The sequence below is a fragment of the Sphingomonas sp. Leaf230 genome (assembly GCF_001421745.1).
Lineage (GTDB): Bacteria > Pseudomonadota > Alphaproteobacteria > Sphingomonadales > Sphingomonadaceae > Sphingomonas.
This window is the reverse complement of sequence record NZ_LMKW01000012.1, coordinates 125347-139014: the sequence shown is the minus strand read 5'-3', so window position 1 is coordinate 139014 and position 13668 is coordinate 125347. Positions and strand designations below refer to the sequence as shown.

The 13668-nt window shown below is 66.6% G+C and carries 10 protein-coding genes; 3 read left to right on the top strand and 7 right to left on the bottom strand.

The features are described 5' to 3' along the window. Positions 1–32: 32 nt before the first annotated feature. From ASE82_RS16575 to ASE82_RS16560, 4 genes are all read right to left on the bottom strand, one after another. The gene (locus ASE82_RS16575; RefSeq protein WP_056065807.1) at positions 33–764 is read right to left on the bottom strand and encodes a CPBP family intramembrane glutamic endopeptidase; all 732 of its coding nucleotides are present in this window, start codon (positions 762–764) and stop codon (positions 33–35) included. Between the two features lie 220 nt (positions 765–984). Next, a complete protein-coding gene (glpX, locus tag ASE82_RS16570; protein WP_056065803.1) occupies positions 985–1956 on the bottom strand; it encodes a class II fructose-bisphosphatase in 972 nt (323 codons plus the stop codon). A 61-nt stretch (positions 1957–2017) separates the two neighbouring features. Beyond that, positions 2018–2836, bottom strand: a complete 819-nt coding sequence (gene dapD / locus ASE82_RS16565) for a 2,3,4,5-tetrahydropyridine-2,6-dicarboxylate N-succinyltransferase (protein WP_056065799.1) — start codon at positions 2834–2836, stop codon at positions 2018–2020. Next, a complete protein-coding gene (locus ASE82_RS16560; RefSeq protein ID WP_056065797.1) occupies positions 2833–3510 on the bottom strand; it encodes a pyrimidine 5'-nucleotidase in 678 nt (225 codons plus the stop codon). Before ASE82_RS16560 ends, dapD begins: the two co-directional genes overlap by 4 nt. Positions 3511–3646: 136 nt before the next feature. Here ASE82_RS16560 and ASE82_RS16555 point away from each other — a divergent pair, with 136 nt between their 5' ends. Together ASE82_RS16555 and ASE82_RS16550 are read left to right on the top strand one after the other, a co-directional pair. Beyond that, entirely contained in the window at positions 3647–5968 is a 2322-nt protein-coding gene (locus ASE82_RS16555; RefSeq protein WP_082441633.1) for a S8 family peptidase, read from the top strand. Positions 5969–6152: 184 nt separating this feature from the next. After that, entirely contained in the window at positions 6153–7151 is a 999-nt protein-coding gene (locus tag ASE82_RS16550) for an LLM class flavin-dependent oxidoreductase (RefSeq protein ID WP_056065795.1), read from the top strand. 53 nt (positions 7152–7204) lie between these two features. Here the strand turns inward: ASE82_RS16550 and ASE82_RS16545 are convergent, their stop codons facing one another. The 3 genes from ASE82_RS16545 to ASE82_RS16535 all read right to left on the bottom strand — a co-directional run bounded on the left by ASE82_RS16545 (position 7205) and on the right by ASE82_RS16535 (position 12277). Next, on the bottom strand, positions 7205–8821 hold the full coding sequence (locus ASE82_RS16545) for a glycoside hydrolase family 43 protein (protein WP_056065792.1): 1617 nt from the start codon (positions 8819–8821) through the stop codon (positions 7205–7207). After that, the gene (locus ASE82_RS16540; protein ID WP_235524769.1) at positions 8818–10059 is read right to left on the bottom strand and encodes an MFS transporter; all 1242 of its coding nucleotides are present in this window, start codon (positions 10057–10059) and stop codon (positions 8818–8820) included. The genes ASE82_RS16545 and ASE82_RS16540 overlap by 4 nt, the downstream gene beginning before the upstream one ends. Before the next feature lie 136 nt (positions 10060–10195). After that, positions 10196–12277: an alpha-L-arabinofuranosidase C-terminal domain-containing protein gene (locus tag ASE82_RS16535; RefSeq protein WP_200910742.1), complete on the bottom strand. Its 2082-nt coding sequence runs from the start codon at positions 12275–12277 to the stop codon at positions 10196–10198. A gap of 260 nt (positions 12278–12537) precedes the next feature. Here ASE82_RS16535 and ASE82_RS16530 point away from each other — a divergent pair, with 260 nt between their 5' ends. After that, positions 12538–13584: a LacI family DNA-binding transcriptional regulator gene (locus ASE82_RS16530; RefSeq protein ID WP_082441632.1), complete on the top strand. Its 1047-nt coding sequence runs from the start codon at positions 12538–12540 to the stop codon at positions 13582–13584. Positions 13585–13668: the final 84 nt, after the last annotated feature.

Sequence of the window (13668 nt, the reverse complement as noted above, 5' to 3'; positions counted from 1 at the left end):
TGCCTTGATTGGACGAACCCAAGGCTGCGAAGTCAAGCCGCGCGCCACGCTCCGGTCAGCATCGGGCGCAATACCAGCGAATTGAGATCGATCAGCGCGTGCAGGACCATCGCCAGCCACAATTCGCCGGTCAGCAGATACACCGCCGCCATCAGCGCGCCGACCAGCGTGGTCGCGATCACGCCCGCCCGCCCCTGATACAGATGCATCGCGCCGAACGCCGCGACCGCGACACCGAACGCGACGAACGCGCTGCCGGAGACGAGCGCGACCAGCAGCGGCAGGAACAGGCGAAAAGCGAGCTCCTCGGAGATGCCCGCCGCGATCGACATGGCGACGGCATGCGCGATCTCCGGCCGGTTGCGCGGGAGCAGCGAGCCGACATTGCCGATCGTCTTGAGAATACGCCAGTTACGCCGCGTCGCGAGCACCGCGCCGATGATCAGGCCACCAAGCGCGCTGCCGCCGATCATGCCGAGCAGTTCCACGCGGCTGTAGCCTTCGAAACTGGGAAGGAGCGTGCGGAGGGCGTCGAACTCGGGCGGCACGGTGACGAGCGCGTCGAGGCGGCCGAGCAAGGCTAGGCCGATCACTGACGGCAGGACGAAGGCGATCGCGGCCTTGGCTATCCACAGGCGGTAGGTCTTCTGGCGCGAGGCGGTGTCGGAGAGGCGCTTGATCCGGCGGTAGTCGAGTAGGTCGCCCTTGAGGAACCAGACGAGGCTCATGATCGTGACGAGGAGAAGGGCGTTGGGAAGGATCATGCGCGTACCTCCCTAAACATGTTCTCCCGCGAAGGCGGGAGCCCAGTCTGTGTCCCCGCCTTCGCGGGGACACATGCGGTTTGGTTCACCATCCTGACCCAGCACTCCACCCCGGCGAAGGCCGGGGCCCAATTGGGAAACGTCGCTAACGGAGCGTTACGCTTAGTTATTCCGGACGTTCCAATTGGGCCCCGGCCTTCGCCGGGGTGGTATTGGGGGATCAATCAGTCCGATGCTCACCCTTGACCCAACGCACCGTCCCCGAAGACGCGCGCATCACCACGCTCTCCGTCGTCATCTTGCCCTTCTTCCGCTTCACGCCCGCCAGCAACGACCCATCCGTAACCCCGGTCGCCGCAAAGATGCAGTCACCCTTCGCCAGTTCCGAAAGGTCATACTGCTTGTCGAGATCCGTAATCCCCCACTTCGCCGCACGCCCGCGCTCGTCGTCGTTGCGAAACAGCAACCGCCCCTTGAACTGCCCGCCGACGCAGCGCAGTGCAGCACACGCCAGCACGCCCTCGGGAGCACCACCCGAACCCATATACACGTCGACCGTGGTCTCTGGATCGGACGTCGCGATCACGCCGGCGACGTCGCCGTCACCGATCAGCATGATCCCGCACCCAACCTGGCGCAGCTCCGCGATCAGCGCCTCGTGACGCGGCCGATCGAGCACGCACACGATCAGGTCGCGCGCCGGCACGCCTTTGGCGGCGGCGACCGCGTTGATGTTCTCGGTCGGCGTCTTGTCGAGATCGATGATGCCCTCGGGATAGCCCGGCCCGACCGCGATCTTGTCCATGTAGACGTCGGGCGCGTTGAGCAGCCCGCCCTCCTCGGCGATCGCCAGCACGGCGAGGCTGTTCGGGCCCGCGGTCGCGCAGATCGTCGTGCCTTCGAGCGGATCGAGCGCGATGTCGATCTTCGGGCCCTTGCCGATCGCCGAGCCGACCTTCTCGCCGATGAACAGCATCGGGGCTTCGTCGCGCTCGCCCTCGCCAATCACCACGGTGCCGTCCATGTACAGCGAGTTGAGCGCCTCGCGCATCGCCTCGACCGCCGCTGCATCCGCTGCCTTCTCGTCACCGCGCCCGACGAGCGTGGAGGCGGCGATCGCCGCCGCCTCGGTCACGCGGACCATTTCGAGGACGAGTACGCGGTCGAGAACCTGGCTGGCAGCAGCGGTCAAAGTCTATCTCCTCGGTATGTTTCGTCCCGGATAGGCAGCGGCCATCCGGTTGTCGACCCGATCAGTCCCTCAGCAGGTCGTTGATCGAGGTTTTGGAACGAGTTTGCGCATCGACACGCTTGACGATCACCGCGCAGTACAAGGCCGGCTTGCCGTCCCCGCCACCGATCGAGCCCGGCACGACGACGGAATAGGGCGGCACTTCGCCCTTGAACACTTCGCCGGTCGCGCGGTCGATGATCTTGGTCGAGGCGCCCAAATACACGCCCATCGACAGCACCGCGCCCTCGCCTACGCGGACGCCCTCCGCCACTTCCGCGCGCGCGCCGATGAAGGCGCCATCGCCGATGATGACGGGATCCGCCTGCAACGGCTCGAGCACGCCGCCGATGCCGGCGCCACCCGACAGATGCACGTTCTTGCCGATCTGCGCGCACGACCCGACCGTCGCCCAGGCGTCGACCATCGTGCCCTCGCCGACATAGGCGCCGATGTTGACGAAGCTCGGCATCAGGATCGCACCCTTGGCGATGAAACTCCCGCGCCGCGCGACCGCACCGGGAACGACGCGAATGCCAGCCGTACGGAACTCGGTCTCACCCCAGCTCGAGAACTTCGACGGCACCTTGTCGAACCCCGGGGACCCCGCCGAACCGCCGTCGATCACCACGTTGTCGTTGAGCCGGAACGAGAGCAGCACGGCCTTCTTTAACCACTGGTTGACCTGCCAGCCATCGGCGATCGGCTCGGCAACGCGCGCGGTCCCGGCGTCCAGCATCGCCAGCGCGGACTCGACGGCGTCGCGCACTTCGCCCTTGGTATCGAGCCCGAGGTTCGCGCGGTCATCCCAGGCGGCGTCGATGATGGTCTGCAAGGTCATGATGTCTCCAGGATGGTTTCGAGCCATGGCGCAAGCACCGGCACGGTAAAATCGATATGATCGCGCTCGGTGTCGGGCGACTGTTCGGAGCCGTTGTCGATCCAGACGGTGGTCATCCCGATCGCCTTGGCCGGCGTCAGGTTGCGCGCCATGTCGTCGGCGAACAGCGACTCCCGCGGATCGATGTCGAACGCAGCGCAGAACCCTGCATAGGCCGAGGCATGCGGCTTCGGCATCAGGTTCATCGCGTGGATATCGTGGATCGCCTCGAAGCTCTCGCCGAGCCCGAGCCGGTCGAGGATCTTGAGCGCATAGGGCTTGTCGCCATTGGTGAAGACAAGTTTCCGCCCCGGCAGCTTGGCGATCGCGGCGACCAGCGGCGCGTCATGCTCCAACACGTCCATCTCGATGTCGTGGACATGCGCCAGGAACGCGTGCGGATCGACGTGATGCTCGGCCATCAACCCCGACAGCGTCGTGCCGTGATTGTGGAAATACCCCTTCTGCACGCGCCGCGCCTCGTCATGCTCCAGCCCGAGCAGGTCCTGGATGAACCCGGTCATCCGCGCGTCGACCTGCGCGAACAGGTCCGCGCTCGCCGGGTACAGCGTGTTGTCGAGATCGAAGATCCAGTTGCGGACATGGTCGAGGCGGGGGTCAAGGCGGGCAAGCATCGGCCGGAACCTCTACGGACCGCAGCGCGCGGCGACAAGCGGAGTGCGGCACTGCCGACCTTCAGGACCGATGTTTACGATCGCGTAAGGCTTTGCATTCCAGTATGTTACGGAAAATCACAAAAGGGCGGGATGAATGCGCGGCACGAAGGCGGGGCTGCTGAGAACGGCGGCGGTGGCAAGTGGCCTGCTGCTCGCCGCCTGTGGAGGCGGCGGCGGCGGCGGTATCAACAGCACGCCGGCCCCTCCCACGGTTTCCACCCCGACGCCGACGCCGCTTCCGACACCAGCGCCAACGCCTAGCCCGACACCCGCGCCCACCCCCACGCCGTCAAGCAACGACACCACCGAATATCGCGCGACCGTCGGCGCGGTCTCGATGAACGCGCTGGCCGCGTACAATGTCGGCGCGACCGGCAGGGGGATCGGCGTCGGCGTGATCGACAGCGGCATCGACCTGCAAAGCCAGGAGTTCGGCACCCGCGTTTCGTCCGCCTCGCAGGACGTCGCCGGCAATAGCTCGATCGACGACGAAGGCGGCCACGGCACCGCGGTCGCCTTCACTCTGGCGGGCCGAAGGAATGGCGCGGGCTCGCACGGCGTGGCATTCGACGCGACGCTAATCGTCCTCCGCGCCGACCGCCCCGGTACTTGCGCCACCGCGAGCAAGGACGACGAGGATTCGGGCTGCAAGTTCGGTACCGACGCGATCACGCGCGGGCTCGATGCGGCCCGTACGGCAGGTGCGAAGGTCGTCAACATCTCGCTAGGCGGCTCCGAGATGCCGCAAAGCCTGAAGGACGCGATCGGCCGCGCGACTGCTGCCGGGCTGGTCGTCGTGATCGCGGCGGGCAATGACGGTTCGGTCAATCCCGACCCCTTCACCAACGTCGCCGGCGAAGCGCAAAGCCGCAACCAGGTGATCATCGCCGGCTCGGTCGGCGCGAGCGACGGGATCTCCACCTTTAGCGACCGCGCAGGCACCGGCGCCGCGCACTTCCTCACCGCAGTCGGCGAAAGCGTCCGTGCGCCCGACGCGACCGACACCGCCTACCTCTGGTCGGGCACATCGTTCGCCGCCCCGCAGATTTCTGGCGCGGTCGCGTTGCTGGCCCAGGCCTTCCCCAATCTTACCGGTGCGCAGATCGTCGACATCCTGTTTCGCAGCGCACGCGATGTCGGCGCGCCCGGAGTCGACGCGGTGTACGGCAACGGCGTGCTCGACCTGACGCGCGCGTTCCAACCGCTCGGCACGACCTCGATCGCGGGGTCGAAAGCGGTCGTCTCTACGAGCGGCAATGCCAGCCTGTCCGCGCCGATGGGCGACGCGACCCAGGGCGAACTCGGCGCGGTAATCCTCGACGGCTACAGCCGCGCGTTCGCGATCGACCTCGCCAAGACGATCGCCCGCCGCAGCCCGGACCGCTCGCTCGGCGGCGCGCTGCAGTCGCGGTTCCGCACGGTCGCATTGGCGCAAGGCAACATGACCGTCTCGATGACGCTAGCGCCGCGCGCGAACGGCGACGTCGCGCTCGATCGCACCTCGCTCTCCACCGCCGACGCGACCGGCGCGCGCGCGATCGCCGGGATGGTGACGCAGAAGCTCGGCAGCACGCTGTCGTTCGGCTTCGGCTTCGCACAAGGATCGAACGCGCTCAGTGCACAGCTTTCCGGCCAGTCCGAGCCCGCCTTCCTGATCGCCAACCCCGGCGGTCTGGGCTTCGACAGCACCATTCGAGCGTCGAGTGCGATGCGGCAGAGCTTTGGCGGGTTCGGCTTCACCGCCGGAATCGAGAATGGCGACGTACTCACCCAACGTGACAGCGACCTCCGCCTGCGCGACCGCTGGCAGCGCTCCGGCTACAATCGCGTCTCGCTTGCCGTGGACCGACGCTTCGGCGCGCTGTCGACAATGGTCGCCGCCACACGGATGGACGAGCGCGACACCGTCCTCGGCGCGCGCTTCGACGCGGCGCTCGGCGCGACCCGCGCGGCAACGTGGTTCGTGGACACCAAGGCGCGGTTCGATGCGGGGAGCGGCTGGAGCATCGGCGGTTCGATGCGCCAGGGCTGGACACAAGCAGCCGTACGCGGCGGTCTCAGCGGCGACGGCCTCGTCCGCACCAACGCCTTCGCCGCCGACATCGGCAAGGACGGCGTGTTCGCCCACGACACGCTCGGCCTCCGCATCGCGCAACCGTTGCGCGTAGCCCACGGCGGCATCGACCTCGGGCTGCCAACCTATTTCGACTACACAAGCGGTACTGTCACCGACTGGACCACCCAACGCGTAAACCTCGCCCCGCAAGGCCGCGAACTCGATGTCGAGATGCGCTACGGGGTTCCCGCGTTCGGCGGCGGCCTCGACACCAACCTGTTCTTCCGCCGCGACCCAGGCAACTTCGCCGCGCTCCCCAACGACTACGGCATGGCGATGCGGTACAGCCTGGGCTTCTGACTTCTTCCCCCCTCCCTGAAAGGGTGGGGCCGGGGGTGGGTCGGCCCGATCGAGCCACAACCCTGCGAACATGCGGAACCCGACCCACCCCCAACCCCTCCCTTCCAGGGAGGGGAGCCGAAGCCAAACAAACCATTCGGCCGAAACACTGGATAAGCTACCGTTCGGTACCTATCTCTGCCGCATGACACGCTATTCCCTGCTCGATCTGGTCCCCGTCATCGAAGGCGGCACCGTCTCCCAATCGCTCGCCAACGCGGCCGACCTCGCGCGGCACGCCGAGAGCGTCGGGTTCCAGCGCTATTGGGTCGCCGAACACCACGGCATGACCGGTATCGCATCGGCCGCGACCGCCGTCGTGATCGCGCACATAGCCGCCGCCACCAAGACGATCCGCGTAGGCTCGGGCGGCATCATGCTCCCCAATCACGCGCCTCTGACGATCGCCGAGCAGTTCGGCACGCTCGATGCGCTGTTCCCCGGCCGCATCGACCTCGGCCTCGGCCGCGCACCCGGTTCCGACCAGCGTGTCGCGCGCGCGATGCGCCGCACGCTCGAAACCGACGCCAACGCCTTCCCGCAGGACGTGATGGAGCTCCAGAGCTACTTCGCCAACGACGGCCAGACCGGCATCGTCGCGACCCCGGGCGCAGGCGCGGACGTCGAGATGTGGATCCTCGGTTCCAGCACGTTCGGCGCACAGCTGGCGGCAGCGCTCGGCCTGCCCTACGCGTTCGCCTCGCACTTCGCGCCAGACGCCCTCGATGCCGCGCTCGCAATCTACCGCCGCGATTTCCGCCCCTCAGCACGCCTCGCCAAGCCGCACGTCATGGCAGGCTTCAACGTGTTCGCGGCCGAGACCGATGCGGAGGCCGAACTTCTCGCCACCTCGCAGCAGCAGTCGTTCGTCGCGCTCCGCACCGGCAACCCCGGCAAGATGAAGCCCCCCCTCGCCGGCTACCGCGAGTCGCTCGGCGCGCAGGGCAACCAGATCCTCGACCACGTGCTGCAATGCTCGGCGGTCGGCAGCCCGGCCAAGGTCGCGCGCGGCATCGCGGCGTTCGTCGAGCGGACCGGCGTCGACGAGGTCATGGTGACCAGCGCGATCTACGACCACGAAGCACGCAAGCGGAGCCTGTCGATCACCGCCGACGTGATGCAGGACTTGAAGATCGCGGCATAAGGCTGGGCCAGTGGTCACGGACTGAACGGGGATTAACGCCGCGTTCAGTCCGCTCAGTCGCCGCCGGCTTCGACATACTCGAAATAGCTGAAATCGGCCGGTTCGCCTGCGCCCGACATATCCTGGCACGCCATCCCGACAAAGGCGCCGGTGAAGTTGGGCAGGCCCGGCAGGGTCGCCTCGTCGGACAGGATGCTCGCGTCGAACCGGTCCGCGAGCCAGGTCCACGCGCTCGATCCCGCATACCGGTATCCGAAGCGAAGGCTTTCGTGATCCACCTCGACCCGCAGTCCGATCGGTCCCGCGTCGATCGCGATCGGATGGGTGATCACGCTGCTGCCGAGCGGAGTCGGTATCGCCGACAGCACCTGCAGCACGCGCCGGCCATCGTCGTCGGCGGTGACGTGCAGATAATGGAACTTGGTCGAATTATAGTAGCAGACCAGCCCCGCCGCCTGCTGGAAATGGCGCGGTTCGAACGTGACGAGCGTCTCGGCGGCGTAAGCGAACGCTTGCTGCCGGCGCGCGACCAGCGACTGCGTGAAATGGCTGCCGATCGTCTCGCGGCCGTAGAGGCGCAGAAAACCGGGCCGCGCGGTCAGGCTGAACAACCGGTCGGCATCCGGGGTGCGCAGCCACTGGAAGGCATCAGGCAACGTCGCGGTATCGAACACGCTGCGGTCACGCCGCGGTTCGGAAGCGGCCGACGCCGTACTATCCTCCACGATCAGCGCCGGACTCGCGTCGCCGTCGAGCGTCCGCAGCCAGCCGTCCTCGCCCCAGCGCATAGGCTGGATCGCTGTCTCGCGGCCCAGCACGCACCGATCACTGACGGGCAGCGGCCGTCCGCACAGATACACCATCCAGGTTTCGCCGGTCGGTGTCTCGACCAGATCGCCGTGCCCGGTCCGCTGCAACTGCATGCCCTGCTTGCCCGCCGCGGTCAGTACCGGGCCATCCGGATGTACCTCGTACGGGCCGAACAGCGACCGTGACCGTGCCATCACGACGGCATGATTGCGCTCTGTGCCGCCCTCGGCGACCAACAGGTGATACCAGCCGTCTTGCTTGTAGAGGTGCGGGCCCTCGGTGAAGCCGAGCGAAGTCCCCTCGAAGATCATGCGACGGTCGCCAAGCATGTCGCCCGTCGCGAGATCGATCTCCTGCGCCACGATCCCGGCAAACCGACGCCCGCCCGGCCGGTGGTCCCACAGCATGTTGAGCAGCCAGCTCCGCCCGTCATCGTCATGGAACAGCGCCGGGTCGAAGCCACTGCTGTTGAGGTGGACGGGATCGGACCACGGCCCATCGATATGCTCCGCCGTGACCCAGTAATTGTGGAAATCGCGCAGCGACGCGCCCCGCGCACCATCGATCGTGGTCTGGCCGTAACGCTTCACGTCGGTGTAGATTAGGTGGAACCGGCCGTTCGCATGGGTCAGGTCCGGCGCCCATACTCCGCACGAGTCCGGGTTCCCGCGCATGTCCAGCTGGCTCGCGCGGTTGAGCGGCCGCGCTGTCAGCCGCCAGTTCGCGAGATCGCGCGATTGGTGGATCTGGACGCCCGGGTACCATTCGAAGGTCGAGGTCGCGATGTAGTAATCGTCGCCGACGCGGACGATCGACGGGTCCGGATTGAAGCCGGGAAGGATCGGGTTGCGAATAGTCATGCGGGCTTTCGTATCAGGACCCAGAGGAGTGCGGCGCCGACCAGGTCGAGCAGCCCGAGCAGGATGAAGAACGGCTGGTAGCCGACCTCCGCGACCATCGAGCCGAGCACCAGCGTGAAGATCAGCACGCCGAGATTGGCGGCGGTGCCCGACATCCCCGTCGCGGTCGCGACCTGATCCTGCGGAAACAGGTCCGACGACAGCGTGATGACCGTTACCGACAGTGTCTGGTGCGCGAAACCGCCGAGGCACAGCAGCGCGATCGCCGCGATCGGGCTGGTCACCGTGCCGACGAACATCATCCCCGTCATCAGCACCGCACCCACCGTGAAGGCGCCGCGCCGCGCATCGATCAGGTCGACACCGCGCCGTTGCAGCCACGCCACCACGATCGGCCCGAACAGGCATCCGAGGTCCGCCGCCAGGAACGGCAGCCACGCGAACATCGCGATCTGGCCGAGATCGAAATGGCGCACCTGCACGAGGTATAGCGGCATCCAGAACGACAGCATGCCCCACACCGGATCGGCGAGGAACCGCGCCGCCGCGATCGCCCACAGGTTACGACGCCGCAGCAGTTCGCCGAGCGGGGGACGCTTGCGATGCGTGGCGAGCGATGCCTCCTGTCCTTCGACGATCAGCGTCCGTTCCGCCGGCGACAACCGTCGATGTTTTGCGGGCGGCGCATACCAGAACAGCCAGGCGATCACCCACACCAGCCCGAGCGCGCCGGCAATGAAGAAGGCCGCCCGCCAGCTATGGTTGAGCACCGCCCAGGCCACCAGCGGCGGCGCGAACACCGCGCCGAACGAGGCCCCGATCTGATAGATGCCGCCCGCGACACCGCGCTCTCGGGCCGGAAACCATTCGGCGACCAGCTTCATGCCCGCGGGTTGCGCCGATCCCTCGACCAGCCCCAGCGCACCGCGCAAGCCGGCGAATCCCATCCAACCGGTCGCCAGTCCGTGCGCCATCGTGATCAGCGACCAGACCGTGACGAACAGCGTGAAGCCGATCTTCAGCCCGACCACGTCGAGCACATAGCCGGCGAGCGGCTGGAACATGATGCCGATCTGGAATGCGCCGGTGATCCAGGAATATTCGGCGGCGCTGATATGCTGCTCGGCCATAATCGCCGGCGCCGCGACGCCCAGCACGCTGCGTGCAAGATAGTTGATGACCATCGCCACCACGAACAGGCCGATGATGGTCCAGCGGATATTCCTGAAGCGCCGCACCCTCACCCCCCTCGGTAACGTTATCATCGCGTGGTAGCCGCCGACGCTCGCCTTAGGCAAGCATTGCTTCTGCAAAAACGCGTCGAATTGCGGTCGAGAGCAACTGGAGCCACGCGCGGCGCGGTCGCGGTCCGGCTCAGTGCGCCGCCGCGATCGGCAATTCGTAGATCGCTGCGGAGATCGCCGGTACCATCACGGTGCGCGTCCCCGCCACCTTGCTTTCGGCGATCGTCACGCCGTTCGGGGAGGCAATCGTGTTCGCCGCCTCCACCGTCTTGCCCGTCATGACCCAGCGCCTGCCGCCGCCTCGCAGCCTCATGCCGGAAAGCGCAAGGTTCAGTCGCTGCGGCTGGAACGTCGCGTTCACCACTGCGAGGCGCAGTTTGGTGCCGTCCGGCGACAGCCCGGCGATCACGTCGAGCGGATAGGTCGGGCTGCCCGCGCGCACCTTGGGATGCGCATGGCCGACCGGATACTTGGGCTCTGGTTGCGGTACATCGCCATCGACTTTCAGCGGAACCGTCCCGGCGCCGAAATGCTCGCCGTACAGCTTGAACACGGCGCCAGTAGCGTTGAGGGTCGCTGCGGATGGCGAGATGTCCATCGTCGAAACGCCAGTCGTGAACGCCGACATCGTCAGGAAATCGGTGTGGCGGAGCATCTCCTGAAATACCATCGCATAGGCCAGCGAGGATTTCAGCGTCGGTGGCCCCGCCATGTACGCGTATTCGTCGATCGACAGGAATGTCTTCGCGGCGCGGATCTTCGGGAATTTCGTCTCGTAGATTGCCCATTCCTCCGCCTCCATGCGGACGTGGTTCGAGGGCGAACGGACGAACTCGATAAGCTCGTCGGCGGCCGGCGCATCGGGTCGTTTCTCCGCGCGATCATACCAATGCTCGGTGATGCCGTCGAAATTGCCCCATGCCTTGGCGAAGAAGCCACCGGTCCAGTCCTCCTCGGTACCGAACTTCGCCTGGATGCTCTCGATCGAAGAGTTCTGTTGCACGCCCTTCGGATGCAACTGGTCGGGCATCGCGCCCGATGCGATCAGCGTTATCAACGGGTCCTTCGCGCGCATCGCCTTCGCGAATTCATTGTGCTTGATCATGAAGTAATCGAGCGAGGTCTTGCCGATCTGCCACCAGCCGAACGGTTCGTTGCCGATGTTCCACCATTTGACGCGGTATGGCTCGGGATGACCGTTCGCCGCACGCTTCGCGCCCCATCCGGAGGTCGCCGCGCCGTTCAGATATTCGACCTCCTCCGCCGCTGAGTTCGCATCGCCCAGCCCGGCATTGACCGTGACATAGGGTTCGACGCCCAGGATTCGCGTCAGGTCCATCCATTCGTCCATGCCTAGATCGTTCGGCTGCATCGCGCTCCAGGCGTGATCGAACATCGGCGGGCGTGCATCGCGGGGCCCGATCGCCTCGTGCCAATCCCAGTCGGACAGGAAGTTTCCGCCGGGCAGGCGCCAGAAGCCCGAGTTCAGCGACTTCGCGATCGCGGTCGTATCCGCGCGCCAGCCATTGACGTTGTCCGCCGGCATCAGCGACACCACGCCGACCCGAAAAACGCCGGTGCCGGTGCCTGTGATCTCCAGCCGCGCATCGGACGCCGCCACGGTCGGCGTGAACGCGAAGCTGGCCTCGCTCCAGTCCGCGCCGGGCGTCGGCAGCGGCACGACCTGCCGGTCCTGCGGCCGATCGCCCCAGACCAACGCCACCGACACCGCCACGCCTGGCTCGCCACTCAGTTTGAGCTTGCCGACATACCGCCGGCCGCGGACGACCTCGATACCACTTTGGCCGATGCCCGTGACATGGTCGGGGGACACCGCGATCCGCGCGCTCTGCGTGCCGACGTACGGATGCTGCGTGTCCATCGTCACGGCAGCGTCGCCGCCGATCGGGCGCCATTTGCGGTAGACGACACCGGGCCGCCCTTCGGCATTGACCGGTGGTGGCGCGTCGCTCGCGGCGGGGCCGATCGGGTAGTAGAATTTGCGGTCGTCGAGCATCTCCGCCCACAGCGTCCGCGCGACGAGTCCGCCGATCGGTTCGATGAACATGCCGTATTCATAGGGTGTGACCGCCGCAGACCGCGCCGTTGCGTCGATCCGGACGGCGATAGGCTGAGCCCGTTGCGCCTCGGCCGAGACGAAGACCGTGGCTTGACCCGCGAACAGGACGAACGCTGCGACGACCGATTTCATCGATCTCTCCCCTTGGTGCGTGCTCGCCATTGCGGCGATGATCGCGACGCGCCGGTTCGATCCCGACGTCGCAGTGCGTATCCAGATAGATTACGCAGACTAATGATAACGTCAACATGAGTGTTCGGCGGGTCGGCATACTCTGGTCGAGATCCGACCAACTTGCATCGCGGGGCCAAAGGTCTAGGTCGCTTCGTTGTGTATGGTTCGTATTGAGGGGCTCGACGTGACGATCGTCGGACGGGGTTGAAGGGATCGGTGTGAAGGAACGCGCTCGGCGCTCGCGTAGCCCGACGATCATCGATGTCGCCGCGCAGGCCGGGGTATCCCCGATGACCGTGTCGCGCGTCATCAACGGCCGCGCCAGCGTCGATCCGACCACGCGCGCCAGCGTCCAGGATGCGATCGACGCACTGGGCTACACGCCGAACCTCGCCGCGCGCAGCCTGGTCACGTCCACCGAACTCAAGATCGGCGTGATCTACGCCAACCCCAGCGCCGCGTTCATGAGCGACTTCCTCACCGGCGTGTTCGAGGAGGCGTCGATCCGCGGCGCGCGCCTGATTTTGCTCAAGGGCGAGGACGGTCGTCCGCCGAGCCCGGCTGCACTGGAGAACCTGGTCGCGTCGGGCATCTCCGGCATGATCTGCGCGCCGCCGTTGAGCGAATCCGCCGCGGTCCTCGACGTGTTGCGCAAGGCGCGCGTGCCGGTGGCGGCGGTCGGCGCGCACGATGTCGACAACGTGATCTGCGTCCGTATCGACGATCGTCTCGCCGCGTACGAGATGACGCGCGAGCTGATCGCGATGGGTCACCATCGGCTCGGGTTCGTCGTCGGCAACCCCGACCAGGTCGCCAGTCTGAAGCGGCTCGACGGCTTCTACGCCGCGGTGCGCGAACATCCGGGCGTTCGTGCGACGATCGCGCAGGGCGATTTCAGCTTTGCCTCGGGACTCGCCGCCGGAGACCAGTTGCTCCAGACCGATCCGCCCCCCACCGCGATCTTCGCAAGCAACGACGACATGGCCGCCGCTGTCGTATCGGTCGCACATCGGCGACAACTTGACGTGCCGCGCGAACTGACGGTCGTCGGGTTCGACGATACCACCGCGGCGGTGATGCTCTGGCCGCCACTGACGACGGTGCACCAGCCGGTCCGCCGACTCGCCGCGGAAGCGCTCGGCCTTCTGGTCGCGGAGATCGCCACGCCGCCAAGAACCCCTGCAAAGCGTGCCGACCGGGTGCTGGACCACGAAATCGTCAAGCGACAGTCGACGTCGCCGCCGCAGGACGACGCCACGCCTTAACGCCATCCGCCGTTTCTGCGGACGTCGACGACCTTCACTCCACGCCACCGATAGTATGAGTATTGACTCCTCCGCAATGTCGAC

Bases quoted from the DNA above. Each gene is read 5' to 3' on its own strand.
- ASE82_RS16560 (WP_056065797.1), bottom strand. From the start codon at position 3,510: ATGCTTGCCCGCCTTGACCCCCGCCTCGACCATGTCCGCAACTGGATC.
- ASE82_RS16575 (WP_056065807.1), bottom strand. From the start codon at position 764: ATGATCCTTCCCAACGCCCTTCTCCTCGTCACGATCATGAGCCTCGTC.
- ASE82_RS16555 (WP_082441633.1), top strand. From the start codon at position 3,647: ATGCGCGGCACGAAGGCGGGGCTGCTGAGAACGGCGGCGGTGGCAAGT.
- ASE82_RS16550 (WP_056065795.1), top strand. From the start codon at position 6,153: ATGACACGCTATTCCCTGCTCGATCTGGTCCCCGTCATCGAAGGCGGC.
- dapD (WP_056065799.1), bottom strand. From the start codon at position 2,836: ATGACCTTGCAGACCATCATCGACGCCGCCTGGGATGACCGCGCGAAC.
- ASE82_RS16545 (WP_056065792.1), bottom strand. From the start codon at position 8,821: ATGACTATTCGCAACCCGATCCTTCCCGGCTTCAATCCGGACCCGTCG.
- ASE82_RS16535 (WP_200910742.1), bottom strand. From the start codon at position 12,277: ATGAAATCGGTCGTCGCAGCGTTCGTCCTGTTCGCGGGTCAAGCCACG.